The sequence below is a fragment of the Asticcacaulis sp. P2_C5 genome, assembly GCF_056404555.1.
In genome coordinates this window covers 134,121-157,463 of sequence record NZ_JBFUDU010000007.1, presented here as the reverse complement: position 1 = coordinate 157,463, position 23,343 = coordinate 134,121, and the positions used below count along the sequence as shown (strand labels likewise).

Here is a 23,343-nt window from a genome sequence, read left to right as displayed (position 1 = left end):
TTGCCCACCGGCCCCCAAGTCGTCGGGGTGCGGCGAAAAGCGTTAACTGGCGAGACACGGAGCGGAGCGTACTCAAGTACGTGAGCACCGTATCGCAGCCAGATGACGGTTTGCAGCCCGCCCCGGCGGCTTGGGCTTAGGTCAAGGATCTGAACTTCAGGGTGCCATTAACACCCTTCAAGTCTTCCAGCGCTTCCTTGGGATAGCCGCGGTCGACATCGACAATCACATAGCCCAGGGTCTCATTGGTCTTCAGGTGCTGCGCCAGGACGTTGAGGTCGTACTTGGCCATGATCTGGTTGATGGCGGCCAGCACGCCCGGCACGTTGCGGTGCAGGTGCAGGAAGCGATGACGGCCTTCGACTTCCGACAACTGGACGTGCGGCATATTGACCGAGAAGGTCGTGTCGCCGCGGTTGAGGAAGTTCAGCAGGCGTTCCGAAGCAAATTCGGCGATGGCTTCCTGGGCCTCTTCGGTCGAGCCGCCGATATGAGGCGACAGGATGGTATTTTTCAGCCCCATCAGCGGCGAGGCGAACGGATCGTCATTGGTCCGCGGCTCTTCCGGGAAGACGTCGATGGCAGCGCCATAGATCTTGCCGGAGGTGAGGACGGCCGCCAGCGCGTCGATATCGACGACGTGGCCGCGCGACAGGTTGATGAACAGCGCGCCGTCCTTCATGCGGGCAAATTGCGCCGCACCGAAGATATTGCTGTTCTCGCGCCGGCCGTCGACATGCAACGACACGACGTCGGCCTCGGCCAGCAGGGCGTCGAGCGAGCGGTAACGCTTGGCATTGCCCAGCGACAGTTTTTCCGCCAGGTCGTGATAGATAACGCGCATGCCGAAGGCCTCGGCCAGGATCGACAGTTGCGAACCGATGGCGCCGTAGCCGATAATGCCCAGGGTCTTGCCGCGGACCTCATGCGAACCTGTGGCCGACTTGTCCCACTTGCCGACATGCATGCCTTCGGACTTGTCGAAGATCTTGCGCGTCAGCATGACGGTCAGGCCCATGACCATTTCGACGACCGAACGCGTATTGGAATAGGGCGCATTGAAGACGGCGACACCCTTTTGCGAGCAGGCTTTCAAGTCGATCTGGTTGGTGCCGATGCAAAAGGCCCCGACCGCCATCAGCTTGTCGGCATGCTCGAGCACCTTGGCCGTGACATTGGTCTTGGAGCGGATGCCCAGGATATGCACGCCCTGGATGGCGGCGATCAGATCGTCTTCGTCGAGCGCGCCCTTGACGGTCGAGACGTCATAGCCTTCTTCGCGGAAATGGCGCACCGCCTCGGGGTGGACGTTTTCGAGCAGCAGGACCTTCATCTTGGAGCGCGGGAAGGAATAGCGTCCCTGATAGCCTTCGGCGTGCAACACTTCGTCGAACGAGGCGGCGATATGGGTCGCTTCGCAGCCTTGCGTGGCCGCGACGACCTTCGGGCGGGCGACGTTTTCTGTGAAGGCGTAGAAGCGTTCGGCGGCGCCGCCCTTGAAGACTTCGTAGTCCGTCCAGCCGTCGCCGACCATGGCGATATCGCCGGCTAGGCTGAGACCGGCCAGGGCGACGATCTTGCCACCGTCCTGGCTGAGCGGATTGGTCAGGTCGACACCAATGGCGACGCCGGCATCGTCATAGATCAGGCGGTTGGCCAGGACATATTGTGCGTCGATACCGTAGTCGGCGACCACCGGGTCGATAAAGTCGTGGAAGCCGCCCGAGATGATGCGGAACTTGCCGGCGTGTTCCGCAAAGATCGCCCGGTTACGCGCGATCGAGGCGCTAACCTTGCCCTTCAGGGTCTCGGCCAGGGCAGCGATATCGTCGCGCGTCGGCCGCAGCAGTTCAATTCGGCGCTGCAGGGCGTCGGCAAAGCCGATGTCGCCCGACATGGCCTGGTCGGTCAGGGTCTTGATATGGGCCAGATCGGCGGCCCGCGCCGGATCGGCCTCGGCTAGCTGCGCCGCCAGGACGTCCAGCGCTTCGACACAGGTAAAGGTCGAGTCGAAGTCCAGAACCAGAGTGGCGAGGTTCGGCGGGGAAAAGCTTGCATTCATGACAGTCACGCCCATATGGGGGAGCCTGGCGAAAACGACGGGTCCGCCTGGCCCGAACAATTGCGCCGCAGATAAGATAAATATCTCTTACGCACAACCGCCTTCGTCATTTATTGTGGCGGGCGCGGCATATTGTCTTTAAAACTGTCGAAAAGCCTGCCAATTTGGTTTTAACTGCAACAAAACCCGTACACACATCACGATTTCATGTCCGATAGCCAAGACCCCAACAGTGACTATTCCGCCCGTTTCGTCATCGAAACGCATCCCGTTCATGGGCGGCTTGTCCGGCTGGGCGATACCCTGAACGATATTCTCCGCGCTCATGACTATCCCGATGTCATCGCCAATTTGCTGGGCGAAGCCTGCGTGCTGGCGACTCTCGTTGGGGCGTCGCTGAAGTTCGAAGGCCGGCTGATCCTGCAGGCCCAGGGTTCGGGCGTGGTGCGTTATGTCGTCGCGGACTACGACACGCGTGGCGGGCTGCGCGGCTTTTGCCGTTTCGATCCCGACGAACTGAACGCCCTGGTCCTCGAAAACGAAGGCAAGTTCCTGAGCCTGGGCGCCCAGACCCTGCTGGGCAAGGGCACCTTTATCATGACGCTCGACCCGGACGATCATGCCGAACGCTATCAGGGCATCACGCCGATCGAAGGCGAGAGCCTGTCCCTGTGCGCCGAGCACTATTTCGCCCAGTCGGAACAGGTACCGACCCAGATCAAGCTGGCCGTCACGGAAGAGCCCTCGGCCGCCGGCCGCACATGGCGCGCGGCCGGGGCTATGATCCAGGCGATCGCCGGCGACGAGACGCGCGGCGACACGAAGGACTCGTTCAACCATATCCGCGCCTTGTTCGAGACCCTGGGCGAAGAGGAATTGACCGACTTTGAACTGACGGCCGACCGGTTGCTGTACCGGCTGTTCCATGAAGACGGCGTGCGCTTGAGCGCCCTGAAGCAGGTCCACAAGCTGTGCCGCTGTTCGCAGGAGCGCGTCGAGGGCCTGGTCCAGTCCTTTTCGGAGGAAGAGCAGAGAGAAATGCTCGAAGGCGACGGCAAGGTGCATATCACCTGCGAATACTGCTCGAAGACGTTCCTGGTCGGGCTCTGAAGCGCAATCCGGTCGGGGCCATGCTCCCGCTTAAGGCTTTCTCAAACAAAAGCTGCGTTTGCTTAGGGCTTGCCACTATCGGGGGAGCGCATGACGCCGCAAGAAATCGACTATGCACTGCACAGGCTGAACGATCGGCTGAAACGCGTTGAGGTGCTGCTCAAACTGCGTCGGCCGGAGGCTGGCCCGGCGGCGGCGGAAGCGCCCCAGACGACGGCGGTCCCGCCGCGCGACACGCCCGCACCTCCGTCCCATGCCGAGACGACAGCCCGGCCCTCACCCCCGCGCGAGTCCGTCGCTGCGTCCTATACGGCACCGGATGTGCCGGAACGCCGGCCCGGCAACTGGCTGGGCGTCATGGCCATTATCTGTTTTGTCGTCGCGGCGGGCTTCATCATCAAGCTGACGATCGAATCTGGCTGGCTGACCCCGCCGCGCCAGATCGCCCTGGCCGCCCTGCTGGGGCTCAGCCTGATCGGTGCCGGCTTCGCGCTGCGCAAGACGGATCAGGAATATGCCAGCCTGCTGCCGGCCGGCGGGATTATCATCCTGTATCTGACGACCTATGCAGCGCACAGCTTCTACCATCTGGTCTCGTTCGACACCGGGATTGCCGCGGTCAGTGTCGTGTCGATTCTCTGTATCTGGCTCTACACCCGGATGCGCCACGACATCTATGTCATCACGGCGGCCGTGGGATCCTATCTGTCGCCACTGGCTTTGCTCTATACGGGCGACGCGGTCTTCACCCTGACCTATCTGCTGTGCTGTTCGACCGCCTTCGCCGTAATTTCGATCTGGCTGCGCACGCGGACCATGACCCTGATCTCGGCCTATCTGGCGCTATTCATCACAGGCTATATGGGCCAGAACCTGCATCAGGACGGCCTGGTTGCCGGCCTGCTGGGCCTGCATTTCCTGGTCTTCGCGGTCGGCACCTGGCTATATACGGTGCAGAACCAAACGCCACTGAGCGAAACCGAGGCCTGGGCCGCCCTGCCCGTTCTGCTGGGCTTCTACGCCCTGGAATATCTGTTCCTCGATCGTATCCAGCCGCAACTGGCGCCATGGGTGGTGCTGGCCTGTGCAGCGCTGCTGGGCCTGCTGTATGTCACCGCGCGCAAGCACATGGCCGACAGTCCGGCCAGCCGCTCGCTGGTCCTGATCTTCATGACCCTGGCCCTTGTCCATGCCCTGTATTTGCAGATCTTGCCGGGTGAGGCCCACCCGTGGCTGGTTCCCGTCATCCTGCTGACTATCAGCTTTACACCGCTGCGCGATCTGGCGCCCAAGGCAACAGGCGCCTATGTCATTCCGCTGGTCGCCCTTCTGCTGATCCTGGCCATCGAATATCTGGCGACCTTGTATGAGCTGGCGGTCGGTGGCGATGCCAACCGACTGGCGGCCGCCTTTGCGACACTTGGCTGCCTGTGGGTGATGATCCTGCGCTCGAACCGCGCGCTGAAGACGGACGACGCCTGGACCTATGCCGTGCTGGGCGTGACGCATCTGCTGGCCGTGCTGGCCTGTTATCGCCTGGGCGCGACGATAGGCTCACTGGCCGTGTCGGCGTGCTGGCTGATGTATGCGGTGGCGGTCATCGTGCTGGCCTTTGCCCGCCGCGACGAGGTCATGGCCAAGTCGGCCATGGTCGTTCTGGGCCTGGCTGCCGGCAAGGCGCTGCTCTACGACGCAGCCGCCGCCCCGACCGGCGTGCGCATCGTCTGCCTGCTGCTGACCGGAGTGGTACTCTACGGCTGCGGACTGCTCATGCGCCGGATTTCCAGCTGGCCGAAGCCGTAATCTTCCGAACTAGGCCAGCGCCGGCCGCTGAGGCGTGATGTTGCGGCGAAAATGGATGACTTACGAGCACCTGCCGCGACGTGTACTTGAGTACACGAGCAAGGGCGCGCAGGAAGGCGCCATTTGCAGCCCGACAGCGCGCCTCAGCTGAGGTCGAGGGAGTAGCCGGCGGAACGGACAGTGCGTATCGGGTCGAATTCGGTTTCGATGTTCAGCGCCTTGCGCAGGCGACCGATGTGGACGTCGACGGTGCGCGCCTCGACATAGACGTCATTGCCCCACACGGCATCCAGCAACTGCTCGCGGCTGAACACCCGCTTGGGATACTGCATGAAGTGGTCGAGCAGCTTGTATTCCGTCGGCCCGAGATGAATATCGCGGCCGGAGCGCTGCACCCGATGCGACAGGCGGTCGACGCTGATTTCACCGAACTCGACGCGGTCCTCGGACAGGCCCGGACGAATACGGCGCAGGACGGCGCGGATGCGCGCCATCAGCTCGATCATGGAGAAGGGCTTGACGACATAGTCATCGGCGCCGGTATCGAGCCCACGGATGCGGTCGCTTTCTTCCGAGCGCGCGGTCAGCATGACGATCGGCAGATTGCGCGTCGGCGCCTGGGCGCGAAGACGGCGGCAGACCTCGATACCCGACACCTTGGGCATCATCCAGTCGCAGACCAGCAGGTCGGGCTGGCGCTCCTTGATCATCATCAGCGCCTCGTCGCCATCGGCGGCCAAGGCGGTCTCATAGCCCTCTTTTTCGAGATTGTAGTGGAGGAGGGTCGACAGCGCGTCCTCGTCCTCGGCAATGATGATATAGGGCTTCATGGGATCCTGATCAGTCGATGGAACTTAGTGTGTTACCCTTGGGGCGGTCTTCGACATAATCCTCGCCCGTCAGTTCGTAATGGATATGTTCGGCCATGTTGGTGGCGTGGTCGCCAATCCGTTCCAGGTTCTTGGCCATGAACAGCAGGTGGGTGCAGGCCGAGATGGTGCGCGGGTCGCCCATCATGTAGGTCAGCAGTTCACGGAACAGTGCGTTGTAATGCTCGTCAACCTCGGTGTCGGACGACCAGACGTTCTGGGCCAGTTCGATCTTGCTCGACTTGTAGGCGTCCAGGACGTCGCGCAGGCGCGACGAGACCAGCTTGCCCATGCGCTCGATCGACCGTGTCAGCGGGGTCAGCGGCTCGGCCTCGGAAATGACCATGGCGCGTTTGGCGATGTTTTTGGCCAGGTCACCCGTCCGTTCCAGCGACGTTGCCAGCTTCATGGCGGCCACCGTCTTGCGCAGGTCGGCGGCCATGGGTTGACGCAGGGCGATAAGGCGAATGCACTTGCGCTCAACGTCCTTTTCCAGTTCGTCGAGCTTGTGGTCGCGCTGGACGACGCTCTGGGCCAGGCCGACATCACGGCGCGCCACGGCTTCGACTGCGTCAGCCACCTGGGCCTCGGCCAGACCGCCCATCAAGACGACCTCTGCGCTCAGCTGATCGAGCTCTTCACCGTAGGTCTTGACGATATGCGTGTTCATCTTGAAATTGGCCACCTGCGAAATCCTTCAATCCTGATGCCTCATGAGGCTGTTGCCCGCTGTGATTCGCAGACTACGACCTAAGTGTAACCAAGATTTTACAGGCCCTTTAGGGGAATTTTGTGACAGTTTTATAATCCGCGGGCGCGATGCGGCCAATTGCTGTCATAAATAACGTAAACTGTTGGAATTTCGCGCTTAACCCGCATCTCGAGTTGAACGCACATCGGAAACGATCAGACGCGGCGTCTCGTCGCCAATGCCATAGGCGTGCCTTTGCGGGAAACAGACGCTGAAAGATGTGAAGGTTTCGGGCTCGGTAACGGGCAGCGCGGCGACCTTGCCAGCCGGGGCGCGTTCCAGAACGTCGTCGCCACCGATTGTGGGCGCGCTCCGGCTTTCGACCACCAGACCACCGCGGTGACGGTTGACGATATGCTTGACGATGGCAAGGCCAAGGCCTGTCCCCAGCCGGTCGCCGCTCTTCTGACCTTCGACGCGATAGAAGCGCTCGGCCAGGCGCGGCAGGAATTCGCGACGAATCCCCGGCCCGTTGTCGCGGACCGTCACCTGGGCGTAGAAGTCATGGACATTGCGGTCCGGACGCAAAAGGACCAGCCGCGATCCCGAAGTGCCCGTGCCGGCCATGGCCTGTTCCAGCTCCAGATCATAGCGGATGTCGACGGACAGTTTCGAGCCACGCGGGGCGTATTTCAGGGCATTGTCGACCAGGTTCTGCACCACCTGCAGGATCTGGTCGCGGTCGCCGATAATCGGATACAGACCGGGCTTGGGCGCGGTGACGGCAATGGTCACGTCCTTGCTGCCGGCGATCAGGCTGACGCCATCGACCACGTCGCGCACGGCCAGGGTCAGGTCGGCCTCTCCCGATGGTGGTACGTGTTCGTTGAGTTCGATCCGGCTCAGTGACAGCAGGTCCTGGATCAGCCGGCCCATGCGGTCGGCCTGGGTGGCCATGATATCGAGGAACTTTTCGCGCGCCTTGGCGTCGTCGCGTGCCGGTCCACGCAGGGTCTCGATAAAGCCGGTCAGGCTGGCCAGAGGCGTGCGCAGTTCGTGTGAGGCATTGGCCAGGAAGTCGGCGCGCATGCGTTCCATACGTCGGGCATCGGTTTCGTCGCGCAGGGTCAGGAGCGCCAGGCGTTCCATGCCTTCGAACGGCAGCGGGCAGGAATAGGCACGCCAGATCTGGTCGCGGGCGCCGCCCGCCATGTCGAAGCCGGTCTGGGCGCTGATACCGCCGAACAGGGCTTCGTCGACGCATTCCAACACTTCGGGGTTACGGATCGTGCTGACCAGAAGTCCGCCTTCATTTTCCATGCGAAACATCGTCCGCGCCGCGGTATTAGCAAAGACGATCCAACGGCCGGCAATATCGTCGGGCTCAATGCCGCCGATGATCAGGACCGGATCGGGAATGGCGCGCAGGACTTCCTGGAAACTCGGGCCCTGGGGCTGGACCTTGACCTGCTTTTCCGGTGCCTTCAGCGCCTTGATACGGCTTTCGGCGTCGCCAATGATCACCACATATTTGTACATGGTGTAGGCGATGACCAGCAGGGCGGCATAGATAAGAAAAGGCCGCAGGATAGGCGCCCATGCAATGGCGATCAGGATCACCATGCCGATGACGCTGCCCATGGGGACCACATCCCAAACCGATCGCCGCTTGTCCATTCAGGTACTAAACCTCAACCACGTAAATATAGCCAAAAGGAACGGCGCTATTAAAGCGTTTTCACGACAGTTACATGACTGCTCGCAAAACTTGTTAAAGAAGATTTTGAACCGCAGATTTCGCTGATTGACGCAGATTTTTCAGTTACCAATCTGATCAATATCATTTTTGGAAAACACAAAGCGCTTATGTTGCAGACTCGGCGACCCGAAATTGAGAAGCAAGGCCCTCTGAAATCCGGATGCCCTAAGGTAATTTATCACCTGCGCATCTTCGACCGGCGAAAGTTTCTGAATAACCTTGAGTTCCAGAATAAGATCTCCAAAACAGAGGAAATCCATTCTGAACGTGCATGGTAATTTGGCGCCCTTGTAGTGCACGCCGAGGGGGACCTCCTTTTGATAAGGAATATTCAGCGCAGTGAATTCGAAAGCCAGTGCCTCGCGATACACGGATTCGACAAAACCGCGCCCCAAGGCGCGATGAACTTCCATAGCAGCGCCAATGACTGCAAAGGTCTGCGGATCGTTTTGCCCCGTCACGGCTTGCCCCCCAATCTCAGAAACAGACTCCGAAAAATCTGCGTAAATCTGCGAAATCTGCGGTCTAAAATCAACTTTACGGCCGGGTTTGGCCGTCACCGCGTACGATATATTTGAACGTCGTCAGTTGCTCCGCCCCGACCGGGCCGCGGGCGTGGAGGCGATCGGTCGAAATGCCGATCTCGGCGCCCAGACCAAATTCACCGCCGTCGGCATATTGCGTCGAGGCGTTCCAGATGACGATCGCCGAATCGACTTCGTTGAGGAAGGTTTCGGCGGCCTGCGCGTCCTCGGTGATGATGGCCTCGGTATGGCCTGAACCGTAGGTCTTGATATGGGCAATGGCGTCGTCCAGTCCCGCCACGACCTTCACGGCCAGGATCGGCAGCAGATATTCGGTCCGCCAGTCGTCCTCGGATGCGGCCTTCATGGGATGGATGGCGCGCGCGGCATCATCGCCCCGCAGTTCGCAACCCTTGGCTTCCAGGGCCGCGGCAATTTTCGGCAGCAGAGCCTGCGCCACGGCCTGGTCGATCAGCAGGGTCTCGGTAGCCCCACACACCGAAACGCGGCGCATCTTGGCATTCAGCGTCACGGCGACGGCCTTGTCCGGATCTGCAGCGCTGTGGACATAGGTGTGGTTCAGCCCTTCGAGATGCGCCAGGACGGGAGCACGCGCCTCGGCCTGGACGCGGGCAACGAGAGAACGGCCGCCGCGCGGAATAATCAGGTTGATGGCGCCACCCAGGCCACCCAGGATCAGGCCGACCGCATCACGATCCGAGGTCGGGACCAGTTGGACGCAGGTATCGGGCAGGCCGGCCGCCCGAAAGCCGTCCTCGAAGGCGGCATAGATGGCCAGGGCCGAGTTGAGCGCTTCGGAGCCGGTGCGCAGAATGGCGGCATTGGACGAGCGGATGCACAGGGCGGCCGCGTCGGCGGTCACATTGGGGCGCGATTCATAGATGATGGCTATGACGCCGATCGGCGTCGACACCCGGGCGATGTCGAGACCGTTGGGCCGCGTCCAGCGTGCCAGTTCGCGTCCAACCGGATCGGGCAGCGCAGCTACCTCTTCCAGGCCCTTGGCCATGGCCTCGACACGGGCCGGATTAAGGATCAGCCGTTCGATCATCGCCTCGGTCAGACCCTTATCGCGCGCCGCGGCCTGATCCTGGTCATTGGCGGCTAGGATCTGGGCCTGGCGGAGACGTATGGCCTTGGCTGCTTCGAGAATCGCACGTGTGCGCACGTCCGGCCCGGCCAGGCGCAGGGCTTCGGCGCCGGCTTTGGCGCGAACGGCCATGGCTGTCATCAGTTGGTCCAGCGAATTGGCGCGGCTCTGGTCGTCCATAACGATATCCTTGTCTTACAAGCGCTATATAGCGCACCCGCGAAAAAAGGCGACCGTTTCAGCCGAAATCATCATCTTCTGGCGGTAAACTTAGCCGGCCTGGCACAATCTAACGTGTTCAAAATTGGCGTTGAAGTCGCGGGATCGACCTCCTCTTACGAAAACTCCGGCCGAAAACGCGGCATGGTGAGTCGAAACAACGTTCGGCGAAGCCAAAATCGTTAGCTCGTGAGAAACGGAGCGGAGCGTACTCAAGTACGTGAGCACCGTATCGCAACGAGATGACGGTTTGCAGACCGCCAGGGCGCGTTTTCACACCAGAACCATGTCGTCGCGATGGATCACCTCATCCCCCATCGTATAGCCCAAAAGGGACTCGATATCCTTGCTGATTCTGCCGCGAATCTGGCGGATATCCTCGGCATTGTAGCTGACGATGCCGCGCGCTACCTCGATACCGGCCGGCGAGGTGATCGACACCGTATCGCCCTTTTCGAAACTGCCCATGACCTCGACAATCCCCGACGGCAGCAGAGATTTCCCGTTATGCAGCGCCCGCACGGCGCCCTCATCCAGCATCAGCCTGCCGGCCGGCACCACCGTCCCGGCGATCCACGCTTTATAGGCCGCACCCAGCGACGCCTGAGGCTTGATCAGGGTATATTTCGCCGCCTGCGGCCCGCTCAAGGAGGACAGGGGCCGGTTGACCAGGCCATAGGCGATCAGGGTCGCGCATCCGGCGGAACCAGCGATCCTGGCCGCTGCGATCTTGGTCGCCATGCCACCCGTGCCGACTCCTGCCTGGGCATTGGCGCCGCCCGCCATGGCCTCGATGCGGGCATCCAGCCGCTCGACCACGGGGATATGCTGGGCCTTGGGGTCGCGGCGCGGATCATCCGTATAGAGGCCATCGATATCCGACAGCAGGACCAAGGCCTCGCAACGCACCAGTTGCGCCGCCCGTGCCGCCAGGCGATCGTTGTCGCCATAACGGATTTCCTCGGTCACCACGGTATCATTTTCATTGACGATCGGCACGCAGCCGAGGTCGAACAGGGTTTCGATCGTCGCCCGCGCGTTCAACCAGCGCCGCCGCTTTTCGGTATCCTCGCGCGTCAGCAGGACCTGCGCCGTTTTCAGGCCCGCCGTGTGGAAAGCGTCTTCCCAGGCGCTCATCAGCCGGGGTTGACCGGCGGCGGCGGCGGCTTGTTTCTCGTTCAGCTTCAGCCTGGTCCGGGTGAGGCCGAGATAACGCCGCCCCAGGCCCACCGCCCCCGACGTCACCAGCATGACCGCCTTGCCCTGCGCTCTCAGCGCGGCGATATCGGCGGCCAGTCCGGCCATCCAGGCAGAATTGGCAATCCCCGTGACCGGATCGATGATCAGGCTGGACCCGACCTTGATGGTGATGCGCTTCGCGGTCATCAGAACATCGGGCAACAGCATGTTGGGAAGGGCGGAAATAGTCGCGCGGTCGCTCATCGGGGTCTTTATCTCAGGGTCTGAAAATGTTAGGGCGCGCAACACAACTCGCGGGCATTTAGCGGATAAGCCGATATCGGGCAAGCCGCAACACATCGCTCAGAAATGAGCTCAAAAATGGTAACAAAATGAACTACATCGGTACGCGTGGATTTTCCGGAGACAAGAGCTTCGCCGGCGCCCTGCTGGACGGACTGGCGCCGGACGGCGGACTGTACGTGCCGGCCACCTATCCGAGCCCCGATTTTAATCTCGCGACGGCGGCGGCCGGCGACTACGGCGACCTGACCTCGAAGCTGCTCAACCTGTTCGGCGTCGACGTCCTTGGGGCTGAGGCCGTGGCTGCGGCCGCCGAAAAAACCAAGGCAGCCTTTCTGCGAGACGGTCATACACCGCTGACCCAGTTGGAGGATAATCTCTGGCTGCTCGAACTGTATCACGGCCCGACGCTCGCCTTCAAAGACATGGCCATGCAGATGATGGCCCCGCTGACCGACGCTGCCCTGGCGCAAACGGGCGAGCGCCTGACCCTGGTCACCGCCACCTCGGGCGATACGGGTGCGGCCGCCGTCCGCGCCTTTGCCGGTTCGAAGCGCGTGCGTCTGGTGGTCTTCCATCCGCTCGGCCGCGTCTCGCCGGTCCAGCGCCTGCAGATGACCACGGTCGAGGCCGATAACATCCTCAATATCGGCGTCGAAGGCGATTTCGACGACTGCCAACGCATCGTCAAGTCCCTGCTGGGTGAACCGTCTCTGAAGGAACAGGGGCTGATCTCGTCGGTCAATTCGATCAACTGGGGCCGACTGCTGGGCCAGGTGCCCTATTATCTCGCCGCCAGTGCCACCTCGGGCGCCGAACGCCCGGCCTTTGTCGTACCGACCGGCAATTTTGGTGACGCCTTCGCGGGTTGGGTGGCGCGACGCATCGGCGGCAATATCGGACCGCTGCACGCCGCCGTGAACAACAATGACGCGCTTAGCCAGGCGCTGAATGACGGCAAATATGTCCGCCGCCAGGCCGTGGAAACGGCCAGCGTCAGCATGGACGTCCAGGCGCCGTCGAACTTCGAACGCCTGCTGTTCGAAGCTTCGGGTCGCAACGCCGCCGGCACAAGGGCCTTTTTCGACACTTTCGCCTCGCGCGGTGAGGTCCGCCTGGCCGGCGAGCTTCAGGCCGCCTGCCTGATCCAGGTCTCGGCCTCGACCATTTCCGAGGGCGAGACAAAGGCCACCATCTCCTATGCCTGGAAGCATTGGAACAAGGTCATCTGCCCGCATACCGCGGTGGCGGTCGGCGCAGCGCTCAAGCGCAAGGGCTCCGGTCCGCAGATCGCCCTGGCCACCGCTCATCCGGCCAAGTTCCCGGATTTCGTAACCCGGGCCCTGGGCTTTGCTCCGGAGGTCCCCGAAGCCATCCAGAAGCTGTACGGCCTGAAGGAAACCATCACTGCCATCCCCAACGACCACGCCCAGGCGCTGGCGGCCGTCAAGGCCTTCGCCCAGTAACGGGTCAAGAAAGGGTTTTAGCCACGGATGTCACGGATCGCAGGAAGATGCGACACGGATTTCATGTTCACATCCTACCTCAGCGGTCATGTCGCGATAGCGCGCAGCGCTTGACAGACCGAAGCCGCCCCGCATCGAAGGCCCAGTTGCCCGGAACATCCGTGTAGATGCGCTTAGCGCATCATCCGTGACATCCGTGGCTAAATTCTTTGACTAACGCTACACGTTTTCAGAAATAGTCCGAGCCCGACACCACATCGCGGTGATAGTCGAGCCGGCGGTAAAAGGCTTCCGGGTCCTTGGGCTTCACCACCCATGACGGATCGTGGTTCAACAGGTCGTACAGCCGCGTCAGTGTGAATCGTACCGCCGAACCGCGCGCGAATAGCGGCAGGGCGGCGATCTCGCCATCGGATAGTGGCCGCACCGCGTGATAGGCCCTGGCGAAGGCCTTGATCATTGCCGGCATGGCCTGGCCTCCGGGCGTAAAACCCCAGGCATTGAGCGCCACGGCCAGATCATAGGCGTAAAAGTCGGTGCAGGCATAATAGTAGTCGATGACGCCGGTGACCTGACCGTCTTCGTTCATCAGCACATTGTCGGTGAAATAGTCGGCATGGATAGCGCCCCTGGGTAGGTTGGAGGGCCACTTGCTCCGCAGAAACGCCAGTTCGGCGCGGAAATCATCAAGGATAGCTTCTGCCCGCACCGAGGCGCTGGCCTTGGGCTCGCAACGTTCGATCAGCCCCGGCCAGGCGGCAATGCCCATGCTGTTTGGGCGGACTTGCGCGAAATCACCGCCTACCAGATGCAGTCGCGCCAGATATTCCCCGGCCGAGGCAGCGTGACGCACATCCGGGTTGCGCGGCCAGCGACCGGGCAGCCACTTGATCAGGGCGCAGGACTTGCCATTGATCTTGCCCAACGATGACCCGTCGCGTTTCAAGGCCGGGCCCGGCGCCGGATAGCCCTGGCGATCGAGATACAGGGTATAGTCCATGAACCACGGCAGGCCGTCTTCAGGCGTCGCTGCCTCGAACAGGGTCAGGGCATAGAGCCCCGTCGTCGTCTCGACCTTGAAATTTGTGTTGGAAACGCCCTCCTCGATGCCTTCGAGGTGGATCAGCTCACCGATATCGTAGGCGCCGAGATAGGCACGGGCATCGTCATCCGAAACGGGTGTGAAAACGGCCATGCAGCCTGCGACTCCGAAAAAAACCTCGACCCGGTGGCTATAGCGAAGCGCACACAATAGGTCGAGGTTGTTTCAGAGCAATTATCAAAGTCCGGGTGGCGTTACCCGGGCCTTGCTTTCCACTTAGGCGTTGCGTCGCACCAGACCGAATACGGCGAGCAGAAGAAGTGCGCCGATGGTCGAGACGATAATAGCGCCGCCGATACCGTAAAAGGCGATGCCGAAATAGTTGGCCAGAAAGCCGCCGACCACGGAGCCCAGCAGGCCGACGATCAGGTTGCCGACCAGGCTGCCACGTCCGCCGGCGATAAGATGGGCCAGCCAGCCGGCGACAATGCCGACAATCAGCATCAACAACAGGCCTTCGACATGGATGGTTTGGAAATCGTGCATGGTAATTTTTCCCGAACAGGTTAAAAATTAACCATAGCCTTCTGCCGATAAAGGTACGATGCGGCGGCGGCCCTTATTTAATCAGGCGCGCACCTTGCGGGCGATAATCCGGCGGGCGATACCGCCGCCCAGCCACGAGGTCACAAAGCCGAAGAAAACGTCGAACCCCAGGCCGCTGACCTCATCCCACAGGCTGCTGCCCGAGGCCTTGCTGCGTACGGCGGCATAGACCACGACACCCAGGGCAAAGGCACCGAGTACCCCCGCAACGATTCCGACAACCACCATAACCCTCTCCTCACAGATCGCCCAACCTAACCAGCCGATAATAAAAAGACGATGTGGTTGTTTTTGGGGCGAGATGCGCTAAATCGCGCCATTAGAATCCATCGCTTGGGTTGCGAAGCCATATTTGATAGCAAACGCGACCTTATAAGGGAATGCTGTCATGGCCAAAACCGTCTCTTCCGTCGTCAATCTGATCGGCAATACACCGCTGATCCGCCTGAAGGGCGCTTCCGATGCGACGGGCTGCGAGATCTACGGCAAGGCCGAATTCCTCAATCCGGGCCAGTCGATCAAGGATCGCGCCGCCCTGTGGATCATCCGCGACCACGAGGCCAAGGGCAATCTCAAGCCCGGCGGCACCATTGTCGAGGGGACGGCTGGCAATACCGGCATCGGCCTGGCCATGGTCGCCAATGCGCTGGGCTACAAGTGCGTCATCGTCATTCCACGCACCCAGGCCCAGGAAAAGAAGGACGCCATTCGCCAGCTGGGCGCCCAGTTGATCGAGGTCGACGCCCTGCCCTATGCCAATCCCGGCAACTATGTCCGCTATTCCGGCACCCTGGCGCAGGAACTGGGCGCCGTGTGGGCCAACCAGTTCGATAATGTCGCCAACCGTCAGGCGCATATCGACGGCACGGGCCCGGAGATCCTGGCCCAGATCGCCGAGATTCCGGGTGGCAAGCTCGACGCCTTTATCTGCGCCGTCGGTTCGGGCGGGACGCTGGGCGGCCTGAGCCTCTATTTCAAAGCTCAGAACCCCGACATCCAGATCGGCCTGGCCGACCCCTACGGTGCGGCGCTGTACAGCTACTACACCACCGGCGAACTGAAGTCGGAGGGCTCCTCGATCACCGAAGGCATCGGCCAGGGCCGCATCACCGCCAATCTGGAAGGCGTCACCATCGACCGTTCCTATCGCGTGGCGGATGAGGAATGGCTGCCCGTGCTCTACAAGATGATCGAGGAGGAAGGCCTGTGCCTTGGCACCTCGTCGGCGCTGAACGTCGTCGCGGCCATGAAGATGGCGAAGGACCTGGGTCCCGGCAAGACCATCGTCACCGTGCTGTGCGACTACGGCAACCGTTACGCCTCGAAGATTTTCAACCCGGCCTTTTTGGCGGAAAAGAACCTGCCGACCCCACCGTGGTACCCCGCGCCGGAGGCTGTTGCCTGATCGTGTATTTGCTTCGCCAACATCAGCGAGCGCGACCTTCGTTATACTCCGCCGCCACGCGGCTAGGGGACGCACATGTATTGGCTCTGCCTGAGTGTGTAACGGAACGACGGGAAGGCCCCCACCAGCCTCGCCGGCAGGCACACCCTTCGCCAAAGCTGCGCTACGCTACGCAATGTCTTGGGCGGTCCCCCGCCCCGGCCACGGCGGCAGCCAACACGGGGCGGTATCAGTCTTTACTTTCATATACTCCCCCGCCGAGCGGGGGAGGTGGCGCGGCGCTCGCGCTTCTTCAGCGCGTAAGCCGTGACGGTGGGGGGGCTTCCGACGGCCCAACATACGCCAGCGTTCAGTTGCTAAATATCCTGAGCCGCAAAAACTGGACGTTCCGCAACGTCGCCCGGTGCAGCCTCAACGCTGGCCCTGGCCTGTCCGCGCAGCCAGTCCATGAAGCGCAGCTGCGCCGCACTGGGGTCGCGCGACTGCGGCCAGACCAGGAAATATCCATAGTCGAGCGGCTTGTCCTTCTCGTCGAACAGCACCTGCAAACGGCCGGCCTGCAAATCCGCCTCGGCAATCGTGCGCTTGGCCAGGGCGACACCGCGACCGGCCACCGCCGCCTCGATGACCATGGAGCTCTGGTTGAAGCGCGGCCCGCGCGTCGCATCGACGCCTTCGACGCCATGGGCCTTCAGCCACATGGCCCAGTCGGGGCAGGACGGATCGGTTTCGGCGCCGACATCGTGCAGAAGCACGTGGTGCGCCAGGTCGCCCGGCTTGCGCATCGGCGCGGCTTCGAACAACAAAGGCGAGCACACCGGCACAACGGCTTCGGTCAGCAGGTGCTCGACATGCAGCCCGTTATAATGGCCGTTGCCATAGCGAACAGCCAGATCAATGTCCGATACGGCGAAGTCGACCGGCGCCATGTCGGCGCTGACCCAGACGTCGATGTCTTCGTTAGCGGCGCTAAACTCATACAGCCGCGGCATCAGCCACTTGGCGGCGAAGCTGGGCGCGGCGGACACGGTGACGCGGCCCTTCTGGGTGCCGGACTTCATCAGCCGCGTCGCCTCGAACATTTTTTCGAAGGCTTCCTTCAGGATCTGGGCCGACGCCTTACCGGCATCGGACAGCACCACACGCCGGCCGTCGCGCACGAACAGCTCGACGCCGACATGTTCTTCCAGAAGACGGATCTGCTGCGACACCGCGCCGGGCGTGACGAACAGCTCTTCCGCCGCCTGCTTGAAACTTTCGTGCCGCGCGGCCGCTTCGAAAACCCGAAGCGCCGACAGAGGCGGCAAACGATCACGAGACATAACCCAACCTAACCTGAACCAGTGCGAGCGCCCTTCTATAACGGTTCTCGGTTTAAGAAAACTATCCGGAGACAAATAATGACCCAAGATGCCAACCCACTACACCACGTCGAGTCGCTGGAAGCCGGCGAAACCTGGACGACGGATGTGGTCGTGATCGGCGCCGGCCCCGTCGGCCTGTTCAGCGTCTTCGAACTGGGACTGCTCGATATCAAATGCCATCTGGTCGACATTCTCGACAAGGTCGGCGGCCAGTGCGCCGAGCTCTATCCCGAAAAGCCGATCTACGACATCCCGGCCTGGCCGATCATTTCAGGCCAGGACCTGACCCATCGCCTGCTGGAACAGATCGCTCCCTTCGGCGCCAAGTACCATCTCGGCGAAATGGCCGTCGCCATCCGCAAGATCGGTGAGGACGAGCCCGACGCCGGTCTTTGGGAGTTAACCACCGACCAGAAGACGGTCATCCGCGCCAAGGCGATCGTTATCGCCGCTGGCGGCGGGTCGTTCCAGCCGAAAAAGCCGCCCATTCCCGGCATTGACGGCTTCGAGAACATTGGCGCCGGCCTCGGCGTCCACTATGCCGTGCGCAAGATGGAAGCCTTCCGCGACAAGACGATCGTCATTTCCGGCGGCGGCGATTCGGCGCTCGACTGGACGCTGAACCTGCAACCCATCGCCAAGCGCGTGACCCTGATCCATCGCCGCGACGACTTCCGCGCCGCGCCGCATTCGGTCGCCAAGATGCGCGAACTGGTCGCCGCCGGTGAGATGGACCTGGTCATCGCCCAGGCCGTAGCGCTGAAAGGCGAAACCGGCCGCAACCTTGAATCCGTCCATATCGAAGATTCCGAGGGCAAGGAATCCTACCTGCCGGCCGACGCCTTCCTGCCCTTCTTCGGCCTGACCATGAAGCTGGGTCCGGTGGCCGAATTCGGCCTCAACCTGCACGAAAACCTGATCCCCGTGGATACGGAAAAGTTCGAGACCTCGACCCCGGGCATCTTCGCTATCGGCGATATCAACTGGTATCCCGGCAAGCTGAAGCTGATCCTGTCGGGCTTCCACGAAGCCGCCCTGATGGCGCAAAAGGCCCACGCCTATGTCCACCCGGACCGCAAGCTGCGCTTCCAATATACGACGTCGAGCAGCGACCTGCAAAAGAAGCTGGGGGTCAAATAAAAGAAGGGAAGACGTGGGGTCGCAGACCCCACACCCCGTTACCTAACAGCGCTTCTTCGTCAGCGACGGAGAGGCGCTTTTGCTAAAAAATCTCGCCATAGATCTGCCCATAGTTCAGCACCACGACCGCATTTCCGTTCTTTTGTACGGCATTGCCCGCCGCGCCGCCGATGCGGCCAGCGTTCTCACCCGGCAAGCCAGCATTTCCGCCATTGCCCCCAGGGTTGCCCGTCGCGCCACCGGTGCCACCACCACCCGGCGTGCCATTACGTCCCCGCTCGCTGAAGCGGGCAAAGGAATCGGCAACCGCCGTGCCGCTACCCGCTTCACCGGGCAGACCGTTCGGGAAGCCGCCACCGCCGCCACTTCCACCGGTACCGCCCCCCGGCCCACCGCCGCCTCCCCCGCCGCCGCCCTTCAGCGAACCGTTGGCCGTGATGACGATGGTGATCGGCGCCTGGACATAGACACCCGCGCCCCCCTTGCCGCCTTCGCTCGGTCCAGGCACTTCACCGCCATCGCCGCCGTTACCGCCCCCGCCAAAGACATTGCCGTCGATGGTCAGCCACAGACGCGACCCGTCGGGCCATTTACCGGTATCGAGTCCCGACCGGCCGCCGGAGAGACCCATGATGACGGTATCGGTCGGCACGACGAAGGCGATATTCGCCGGCGACGCCCCGTCATAACCGGCCGCGGCGGCAAAATCCCTGAGACTGCCGGTCTTTGTCACCGTTACGACCTGGGTGTCGTCGTCAGGCAGCAGTGGATTGGTCTGCGCCCGCAAACTGCCGGCGCCGAACAGCGACAAGGCCACCAACCCCGCCAGACTCCCGCGCCTGGACATGAAACCTGTCACGACTGACCTCCCGCAAATCCGGCCGCAATACCCGACCCTAAATTCGTATACTATATAATTTGCATTTGCCCAGACGAAAACAACGTTTCGCTGACGCTGGGCTTCTTAGGTTCCGTATCTTTGGTTTCGTCTGGGCCGAACCATGGTAAGGGATGCGGAATGACGATCCTGCGCGTACACCATGTAACCACCTACAGCTATCGCCGTCCCGTCGGCTTCGGCCAGCACCGCCTGATGTTCCGGCCACGCGACAGCTACGACCAGCACCTGCTCGAATCGTCACTGATCATCCTGCCCGTCCCGTCCGACCTGTTCTGGATTCACGACGCGTTCGGCAACTGCGTCGCTGTCGCTGATTTCGACACTGAATCCGACTTCCTGCGCTTCGAGACCAACATCACCCTCGACCATACGCCGCAGTTGGGGCCGCATTTCCGCGCCGATCAGGACGCCCAGACCTGGCCCTTCGACTATGACCAGGAGGACCTGCCCGACCTGTTGCCGTCCATCCGGCGCCAGTATCCCGACGACGTCACCCAAACCTGGGCGCGCCGCTTTACGCAAGCGGCTGGTCCGACCGATACGGGCAGGATGCTGGAGACCATGACCCATGCGGTCAAGCAGGAGTTCAAATATATCGGCCGCACCAGCCCCGGCACGCAGACGCCCGAGATGACGTTGTATTCGAAAAGCGGTACCTGCCGCGACTTTGCCCTGCTGATGATGGAAGCAGCGCGCTCGCTGGGCCTCGCCGCCCGCTTCGTCACCGGCTATATCTATTCCCCCCTGCGCGACGGCGAAATGTGGCAGGGCGGCGGCGCCACCCATGCCTGGGTCCAGGTCTTCGTACCGGGCGCCGGCTGGCTCGAATTCGACCCGACCAACGGCATTATCGGCAATCGCGACCTGATCCGCGTCGGCGTCACACGCGATCCGCACCAGGCTGTTCCTTTATGGGGCAGCCATACAGGCTCCCGCATCGACTCTTTAGGCATGACCGTTCAGGTTAATGTCACATCGGTCGAAACCGCCCCCCCAACCACCTATACCTAAGGACCTACATGCAAATCCGGGCCGGCTACTCCCTCACCTTCGATTGCCCGCAGCCGACACCGATGCTGTTATGTCTCAACATCCATCGCTCACGGCGGCAGGACCTGCTGACACCGCAAACCCTGACCTTTTCAAATAGCGTCCAGGCCTGGGACTATGCCGACAGCTTCGGCAATATCTGTACCCGGATCACCGCGCCGGCCGGCCGGACCACCATCGCGACCCAGTTCGATATCTATGACGACGGCGTCCCCGACCATGTGCCGTTCGACGCTGTCCAGCACGATATCCGCGACCTGCCCGACGATGTGCTCGTCTTCCTGCTGGGGTCGCGCTACTGCGAAACCGACAAGCTGTCCGATATCGCCTGGAACCTGTTTGGCAAGACGGCGCCGGGCTGGCCACGCGTCCAGGCCATTCTCGACTTCGCCCACAACCGTATCCGCTTCGACTACCAGTTGGCCGACCGCACGCGCAGCGCCTTCGAGGGCTATACTCAGCAGGTTGGTGTCTGCCGCGACTTTGCCCACCTGGCCCTGACCCTGTGTCGCTGCATGAATATCCCCGCGCGCTACTGCACGGGCTATCTCGGCGATATCGGTGTCCCCGTCGAGGGTGAGATGGATTTTTCAGGCTGGTTCGAAGTCTATCTCGGCGGCCATTGGTACACGGCCGATGCCCGCCACAATCATCCACGTATCGGCCGCATCCTGATGGCCGTCGGCCGCGACGCCACAGACGTCGCGATCTCGACCCAATTCGGTCCGGCCACCCTGGTCGAGTTCAAGGTCATAACCGACGAGATCACGGACGATAAAACAGCCCAAGTTTGAAGCTTTCGCCGATCCGGCTGGCCCGTACCATGAAATAGTCGACCGCCGCCTCGTCGGGCGCCAGGTCGCGCAGGGTCTGCTCGAACAGATACAGCCACTCGCCGAAATGCGCCGGTTCGATCGCCGGCACACGCATATGCGCCTGCATGGGCCGGCCGGAATAGGTCCCTGCATTCAGCGCCACCGACGCCCAGAAGGCTTTCAGCTTGTCGAGATGCTCCGGCCAGTCGGTCACAACGCCGTCGAACATAGGTCCCAGCCGCTCATGCCGGCGTACCCGGTCATAGAATTCCTCCACCAGGCGCGAAATGAAAGCTTCATCGATGCCGATAGCCGCCGCGTCGTCACGAATCTTCTGGCGCGCCGCAAGGGCACCGGTCGAAGTTTGTGGGGTGGTGTGTGAGGTCAAGGGTGGCTACTCCGCTGACCCGTAAATGAGGGCCCGCCGCGAAATCCGCAAGCCGCGCTGCATGCGACAGAACGACCCGGCTATTGACCCGTCGACGCCGTCAGAACCATGGGCCCGGACGCGTCACTGGCCAGCCATTGTGCCGCCAGTTCGACCGTCGGAAAGGCAAGGGTCTCCATATTCTGGTATTGGGGTGCAAATACGCGCGTCCGTTCAAGGCGAAACGGATCGGTGGTCACAACGGCGAAGCGCAGTTTGCGGTAATTGGCCGCGATATCGTCCCACATCTGCGAAATGGCGAGAAAGTTCTTGTGGGTAAAGACATTGATCAGGGCACGGACATCATGCAACTGATCGTAGAGCCACGGATCGGGAAGGGCGGCATAGGTCCGGGTCAGCCGACGCACAAGCTCTTCCGTATCGACCACACCCTTGAGAAGGATGTGGATATAGTGTTCCGTCGGTCTGACCTCGATCTGTATGGTGTCTGCGCGCATGGTAGTATCCGCCCGCTTTTTATAGTCTTGTAACCGTCATATTACGGCTCAAATCATAAGGGGTCAATCTGTCGTTGCAGGTGATCCAAAATACATGTCGAACTGTAAACAAGCCGTTTCGGGAGGCATTCATGTCCGCACAGGATTTTCATCTCATCACACACTGGCAGCTGGACGCGCCGCTCGGCCGCGTTTGGGACCTCCTGATCAAGGTCGAGGACCTGCCGCAATGGTGGCGCGCCGTCAAATCGGTCGAACTTATCCAGCCAGGCGACAGCAACGGCATCGGCGCCGTCCGCCGCATGACCTGGCGTACCGCCCTGCCCTATGAGTTGAGCTTCGACATGCGCACCATCCGGGTCGAGCCCATGACCCTGATCGAGGGCGAAGCCTTTGGCGAACTGGACGGTCTCGGCCGCTGGACGCTGTCGGAACGCGACGGCGTCACCCATGTCCGCTACGACTGGATCGTCAAGGTCACCAAACCGTGGATGCGCCTGATGTCGCCCATTCTGCGTCCGGTCTTTGCGTGGAACCATGACAAGGTCATGGCCTGGGGCCTCGAGGGCATCCGGCGGCGGCTCGCCTGACGTGGTACGCAGCACGCGGCCCCACACATTGTTTCCTTACAGCGCCAAACCTAACCTCCCGGTCAAAGGGAGATTCGCATGCTACATATGGGCAGCTGCCACTGCGACAAGATCGCTTTCGAGGTCGAGGGCGACTTCAGCGAGGGAATGGCCTGCAACTGTTCCATGTGCCGGCGGCGCGGCAGCCTGCTCGCCTTTGTCCCGGCTGACGACTTCAACCTGAAGACCGACCGCAACGCGCTGTCGACCTACACCTTCAATAAGCACGTCCTGTCGCACCATTTCTGCAATACCTGCGGCATCGCGCCATTCTCGGAAGGCAAGAAATCCGACGGATCGGCCATGGTGGCGATTAATCTCCGCTGTGTCACCGATATCGACCCGGATGCACTGAAGGTTACCCACTGGGATGGGGCGCATCATTAAGCCTCATGCCAAAAAGTGGTTGC

23 protein-coding genes are annotated in these 23,343 nt (G+C 61.7%); 9 read left to right on the top strand and 14 right to left on the bottom strand.

Annotated features, from left to right (window positions below):
* Positions 1–136: 136 nt before the first annotated feature.
* Positions 137–2,062 (bottom strand): phosphoglycerate dehydrogenase, encoded by a 1,926-nt coding sequence (gene serA, locus AC1DXO_RS14060; protein ID WP_476978793.1) that lies wholly within the window; start codon positions 2,060–2,062, stop codon positions 137–139.
* Between the two features lie 207 nt (positions 2,063–2,269).
* On the opposite strand from serA, the gene AC1DXO_RS14055 reads away from it, so the two are divergent.
* Both AC1DXO_RS14055 and AC1DXO_RS14050 read left to right on the top strand, forming a co-directional pair.
* Complete coding sequence (locus AC1DXO_RS14055; RefSeq protein ID WP_476978792.1) at positions 2,270–3,172, top strand: Hsp33 family molecular chaperone HslO; 903 nt, start codon at positions 2,270–2,272, stop codon at positions 3,170–3,172.
* Between the two features lie 90 nt (positions 3,173–3,262).
* Entirely contained in the window at positions 3,263–4,975 is a 1,713-nt protein-coding gene (locus tag AC1DXO_RS14050; RefSeq protein ID WP_476978791.1) for a DUF2339 domain-containing protein, read from the top strand.
* 143 nt (positions 4,976–5,118) lie between these two features.
* Here the strand turns inward: AC1DXO_RS14050 and phoB are convergent, their stop codons facing one another.
* The 6 genes from phoB to proB form a co-directional block, all read right to left on the bottom strand.
* A complete protein-coding gene (gene phoB, locus AC1DXO_RS14045; protein WP_476978790.1) occupies positions 5,119–5,805 on the bottom strand; it encodes a phosphate regulon transcriptional regulator PhoB in 687 nt (228 codons plus the stop codon).
* 10 nt (positions 5,806–5,815) lie between these two features.
* A complete protein-coding gene (gene phoU, locus AC1DXO_RS14040) occupies positions 5,816–6,514 on the bottom strand; it encodes a phosphate signaling complex protein PhoU (protein ID WP_476978929.1) in 699 nt (232 codons plus the stop codon).
* Positions 6,515–6,712: 198 nt separating this feature from the next.
* Complete coding sequence (locus tag AC1DXO_RS14035; protein ID WP_476978789.1) at positions 6,713–8,176, bottom strand: ATP-binding protein; 1,464 nt, start codon at positions 8,174–8,176, stop codon at positions 6,713–6,715.
* A 177-nt stretch (positions 8,177–8,353) separates the two neighbouring features.
* Positions 8,354–8,755, bottom strand: coding sequence for a GxxExxY protein (locus AC1DXO_RS14030; protein WP_476978788.1), 402 nt, complete (start codon positions 8,753–8,755; stop codon positions 8,354–8,356).
* Between the two features lie 76 nt (positions 8,756–8,831).
* Positions 8,832–10,109 (bottom strand): glutamate-5-semialdehyde dehydrogenase, encoded by a 1,278-nt coding sequence (locus AC1DXO_RS14025; RefSeq protein WP_476978787.1) that lies wholly within the window; start codon positions 10,107–10,109, stop codon positions 8,832–8,834.
* Positions 10,110–10,421: 312 nt separating this feature from the next.
* Positions 10,422–11,555, bottom strand: coding sequence for a glutamate 5-kinase (gene proB / locus AC1DXO_RS14020; RefSeq protein ID WP_476978928.1), 1,134 nt, complete (start codon positions 11,553–11,555; stop codon positions 10,422–10,424).
* A gap of 164 nt (positions 11,556–11,719) precedes the next feature.
* Between proB and thrC the strand changes: the two genes are divergently transcribed.
* Positions 11,720–13,096 carry a threonine synthase gene (thrC, locus tag AC1DXO_RS14015; RefSeq protein ID WP_476978786.1) on the top strand — a complete coding sequence of 459 codons (1,377 nt, stop codon included), beginning with the start codon at positions 11,720–11,722 and terminating at the stop codon, positions 13,094–13,096.
* A gap of 229 nt (positions 13,097–13,325) precedes the next feature.
* Here the strand turns inward: thrC and thrB are convergent, their stop codons facing one another.
* The 3 genes from thrB to AC1DXO_RS14000 all read right to left on the bottom strand — a co-directional run bounded on the left by thrB (position 13,326) and on the right by AC1DXO_RS14000 (position 14,972).
* Complete coding sequence (gene thrB / locus AC1DXO_RS14010; protein WP_476978785.1) at positions 13,326–14,291, bottom strand: homoserine kinase; 966 nt, start codon at positions 14,289–14,291, stop codon at positions 13,326–13,328.
* A gap of 123 nt (positions 14,292–14,414) precedes the next feature.
* Positions 14,415–14,684, bottom strand: a complete 270-nt coding sequence (locus tag AC1DXO_RS14005; RefSeq protein ID WP_476978784.1) for a GlsB/YeaQ/YmgE family stress response membrane protein — start codon at positions 14,682–14,684, stop codon at positions 14,415–14,417.
* 81 nt (positions 14,685–14,765) lie between these two features.
* Positions 14,766–14,972 (bottom strand): hypothetical protein, encoded by a 207-nt coding sequence (locus AC1DXO_RS14000; RefSeq protein ID WP_476978783.1) that lies wholly within the window; start codon positions 14,970–14,972, stop codon positions 14,766–14,768.
* A 160-nt stretch (positions 14,973–15,132) separates the two neighbouring features.
* On the opposite strand from AC1DXO_RS14000, the gene AC1DXO_RS13995 reads away from it, so the two are divergent.
* Positions 15,133–16,149, top strand: a complete 1,017-nt coding sequence (locus tag AC1DXO_RS13995; RefSeq protein WP_476978782.1) for a cysteine synthase A — start codon at positions 15,133–15,135, stop codon at positions 16,147–16,149.
* A gap of 356 nt (positions 16,150–16,505) precedes the next feature.
* Here AC1DXO_RS13995 and gcvA read toward each other — a convergent pair whose 3' ends face one another.
* Positions 16,506–17,471, bottom strand: coding sequence for a transcriptional regulator GcvA (gene gcvA / locus AC1DXO_RS13990; protein WP_476978781.1), 966 nt, complete (start codon positions 17,469–17,471; stop codon positions 16,506–16,508).
* Positions 17,472–17,549: 78 nt separating this feature from the next.
* Here gcvA and AC1DXO_RS13985 point away from each other — a divergent pair, with 78 nt between their 5' ends.
* Positions 17,550–18,653, top strand: coding sequence for an NAD(P)/FAD-dependent oxidoreductase (locus AC1DXO_RS13985; protein WP_476978780.1), 1,104 nt, complete (start codon positions 17,550–17,552; stop codon positions 18,651–18,653).
* Between the two features lie 82 nt (positions 18,654–18,735).
* Here AC1DXO_RS13985 and AC1DXO_RS13980 read toward each other — a convergent pair whose 3' ends face one another.
* Complete coding sequence (locus AC1DXO_RS13980) at positions 18,736–19,500, bottom strand: hypothetical protein (protein WP_476978779.1); 765 nt, start codon at positions 19,498–19,500, stop codon at positions 18,736–18,738.
* A 171-nt stretch (positions 19,501–19,671) separates the two neighbouring features.
* Between AC1DXO_RS13980 and AC1DXO_RS13975 the strand changes: the two genes are divergently transcribed.
* Together AC1DXO_RS13975 and AC1DXO_RS13970 are read left to right on the top strand one after the other, a co-directional pair.
* Complete coding sequence (locus AC1DXO_RS13975) at positions 19,672–20,565, top strand: transglutaminase family protein (protein ID WP_476978778.1); 894 nt, start codon at positions 19,672–19,674, stop codon at positions 20,563–20,565.
* An 8-nt stretch (positions 20,566–20,573) separates the two neighbouring features.
* Positions 20,574–21,398, top strand: a complete 825-nt coding sequence (locus AC1DXO_RS13970) for a transglutaminase-like domain-containing protein (RefSeq protein ID WP_476978777.1) — start codon at positions 20,574–20,576, stop codon at positions 21,396–21,398.
* Here AC1DXO_RS13970 and AC1DXO_RS13965 read toward each other — a convergent pair.
* Together AC1DXO_RS13965 and AC1DXO_RS13960 are read right to left on the bottom strand one after the other, a co-directional pair.
* Positions 21,370–21,807 carry a group III truncated hemoglobin gene (locus tag AC1DXO_RS13965; protein WP_476978776.1) on the bottom strand — a complete coding sequence of 146 codons (438 nt, stop codon included), beginning with the start codon at positions 21,805–21,807 and terminating at the stop codon, positions 21,370–21,372. The two genes, AC1DXO_RS13970 and AC1DXO_RS13965, sit on opposite strands and share 29 nt — an antisense overlap.
* Positions 21,808–21,887: 80 nt before the next feature.
* Entirely contained in the window at positions 21,888–22,304 is a 417-nt protein-coding gene (locus tag AC1DXO_RS13960) for a hypothetical protein (RefSeq protein WP_476978775.1), read from the bottom strand.
* 131 nt (positions 22,305–22,435) lie between these two features.
* On the opposite strand from AC1DXO_RS13960, the gene AC1DXO_RS13955 reads away from it, so the two are divergent.
* Positions 22,436–22,894: an SRPBCC family protein gene (locus AC1DXO_RS13955; protein WP_476978774.1), complete on the top strand. Its 459-nt coding sequence runs from the start codon at positions 22,436–22,438 to the stop codon at positions 22,892–22,894.
* 78 nt (positions 22,895–22,972) lie between these two features.
* The gene (locus AC1DXO_RS13950; RefSeq protein ID WP_476978773.1) at positions 22,973–23,320 is read left to right on the top strand and encodes a GFA family protein; all 348 of its coding nucleotides are present in this window, start codon (positions 22,973–22,975) and stop codon (positions 23,318–23,320) included.
* The last annotated feature ends 23 nt before the right edge of the window (positions 23,321–23,343 follow it).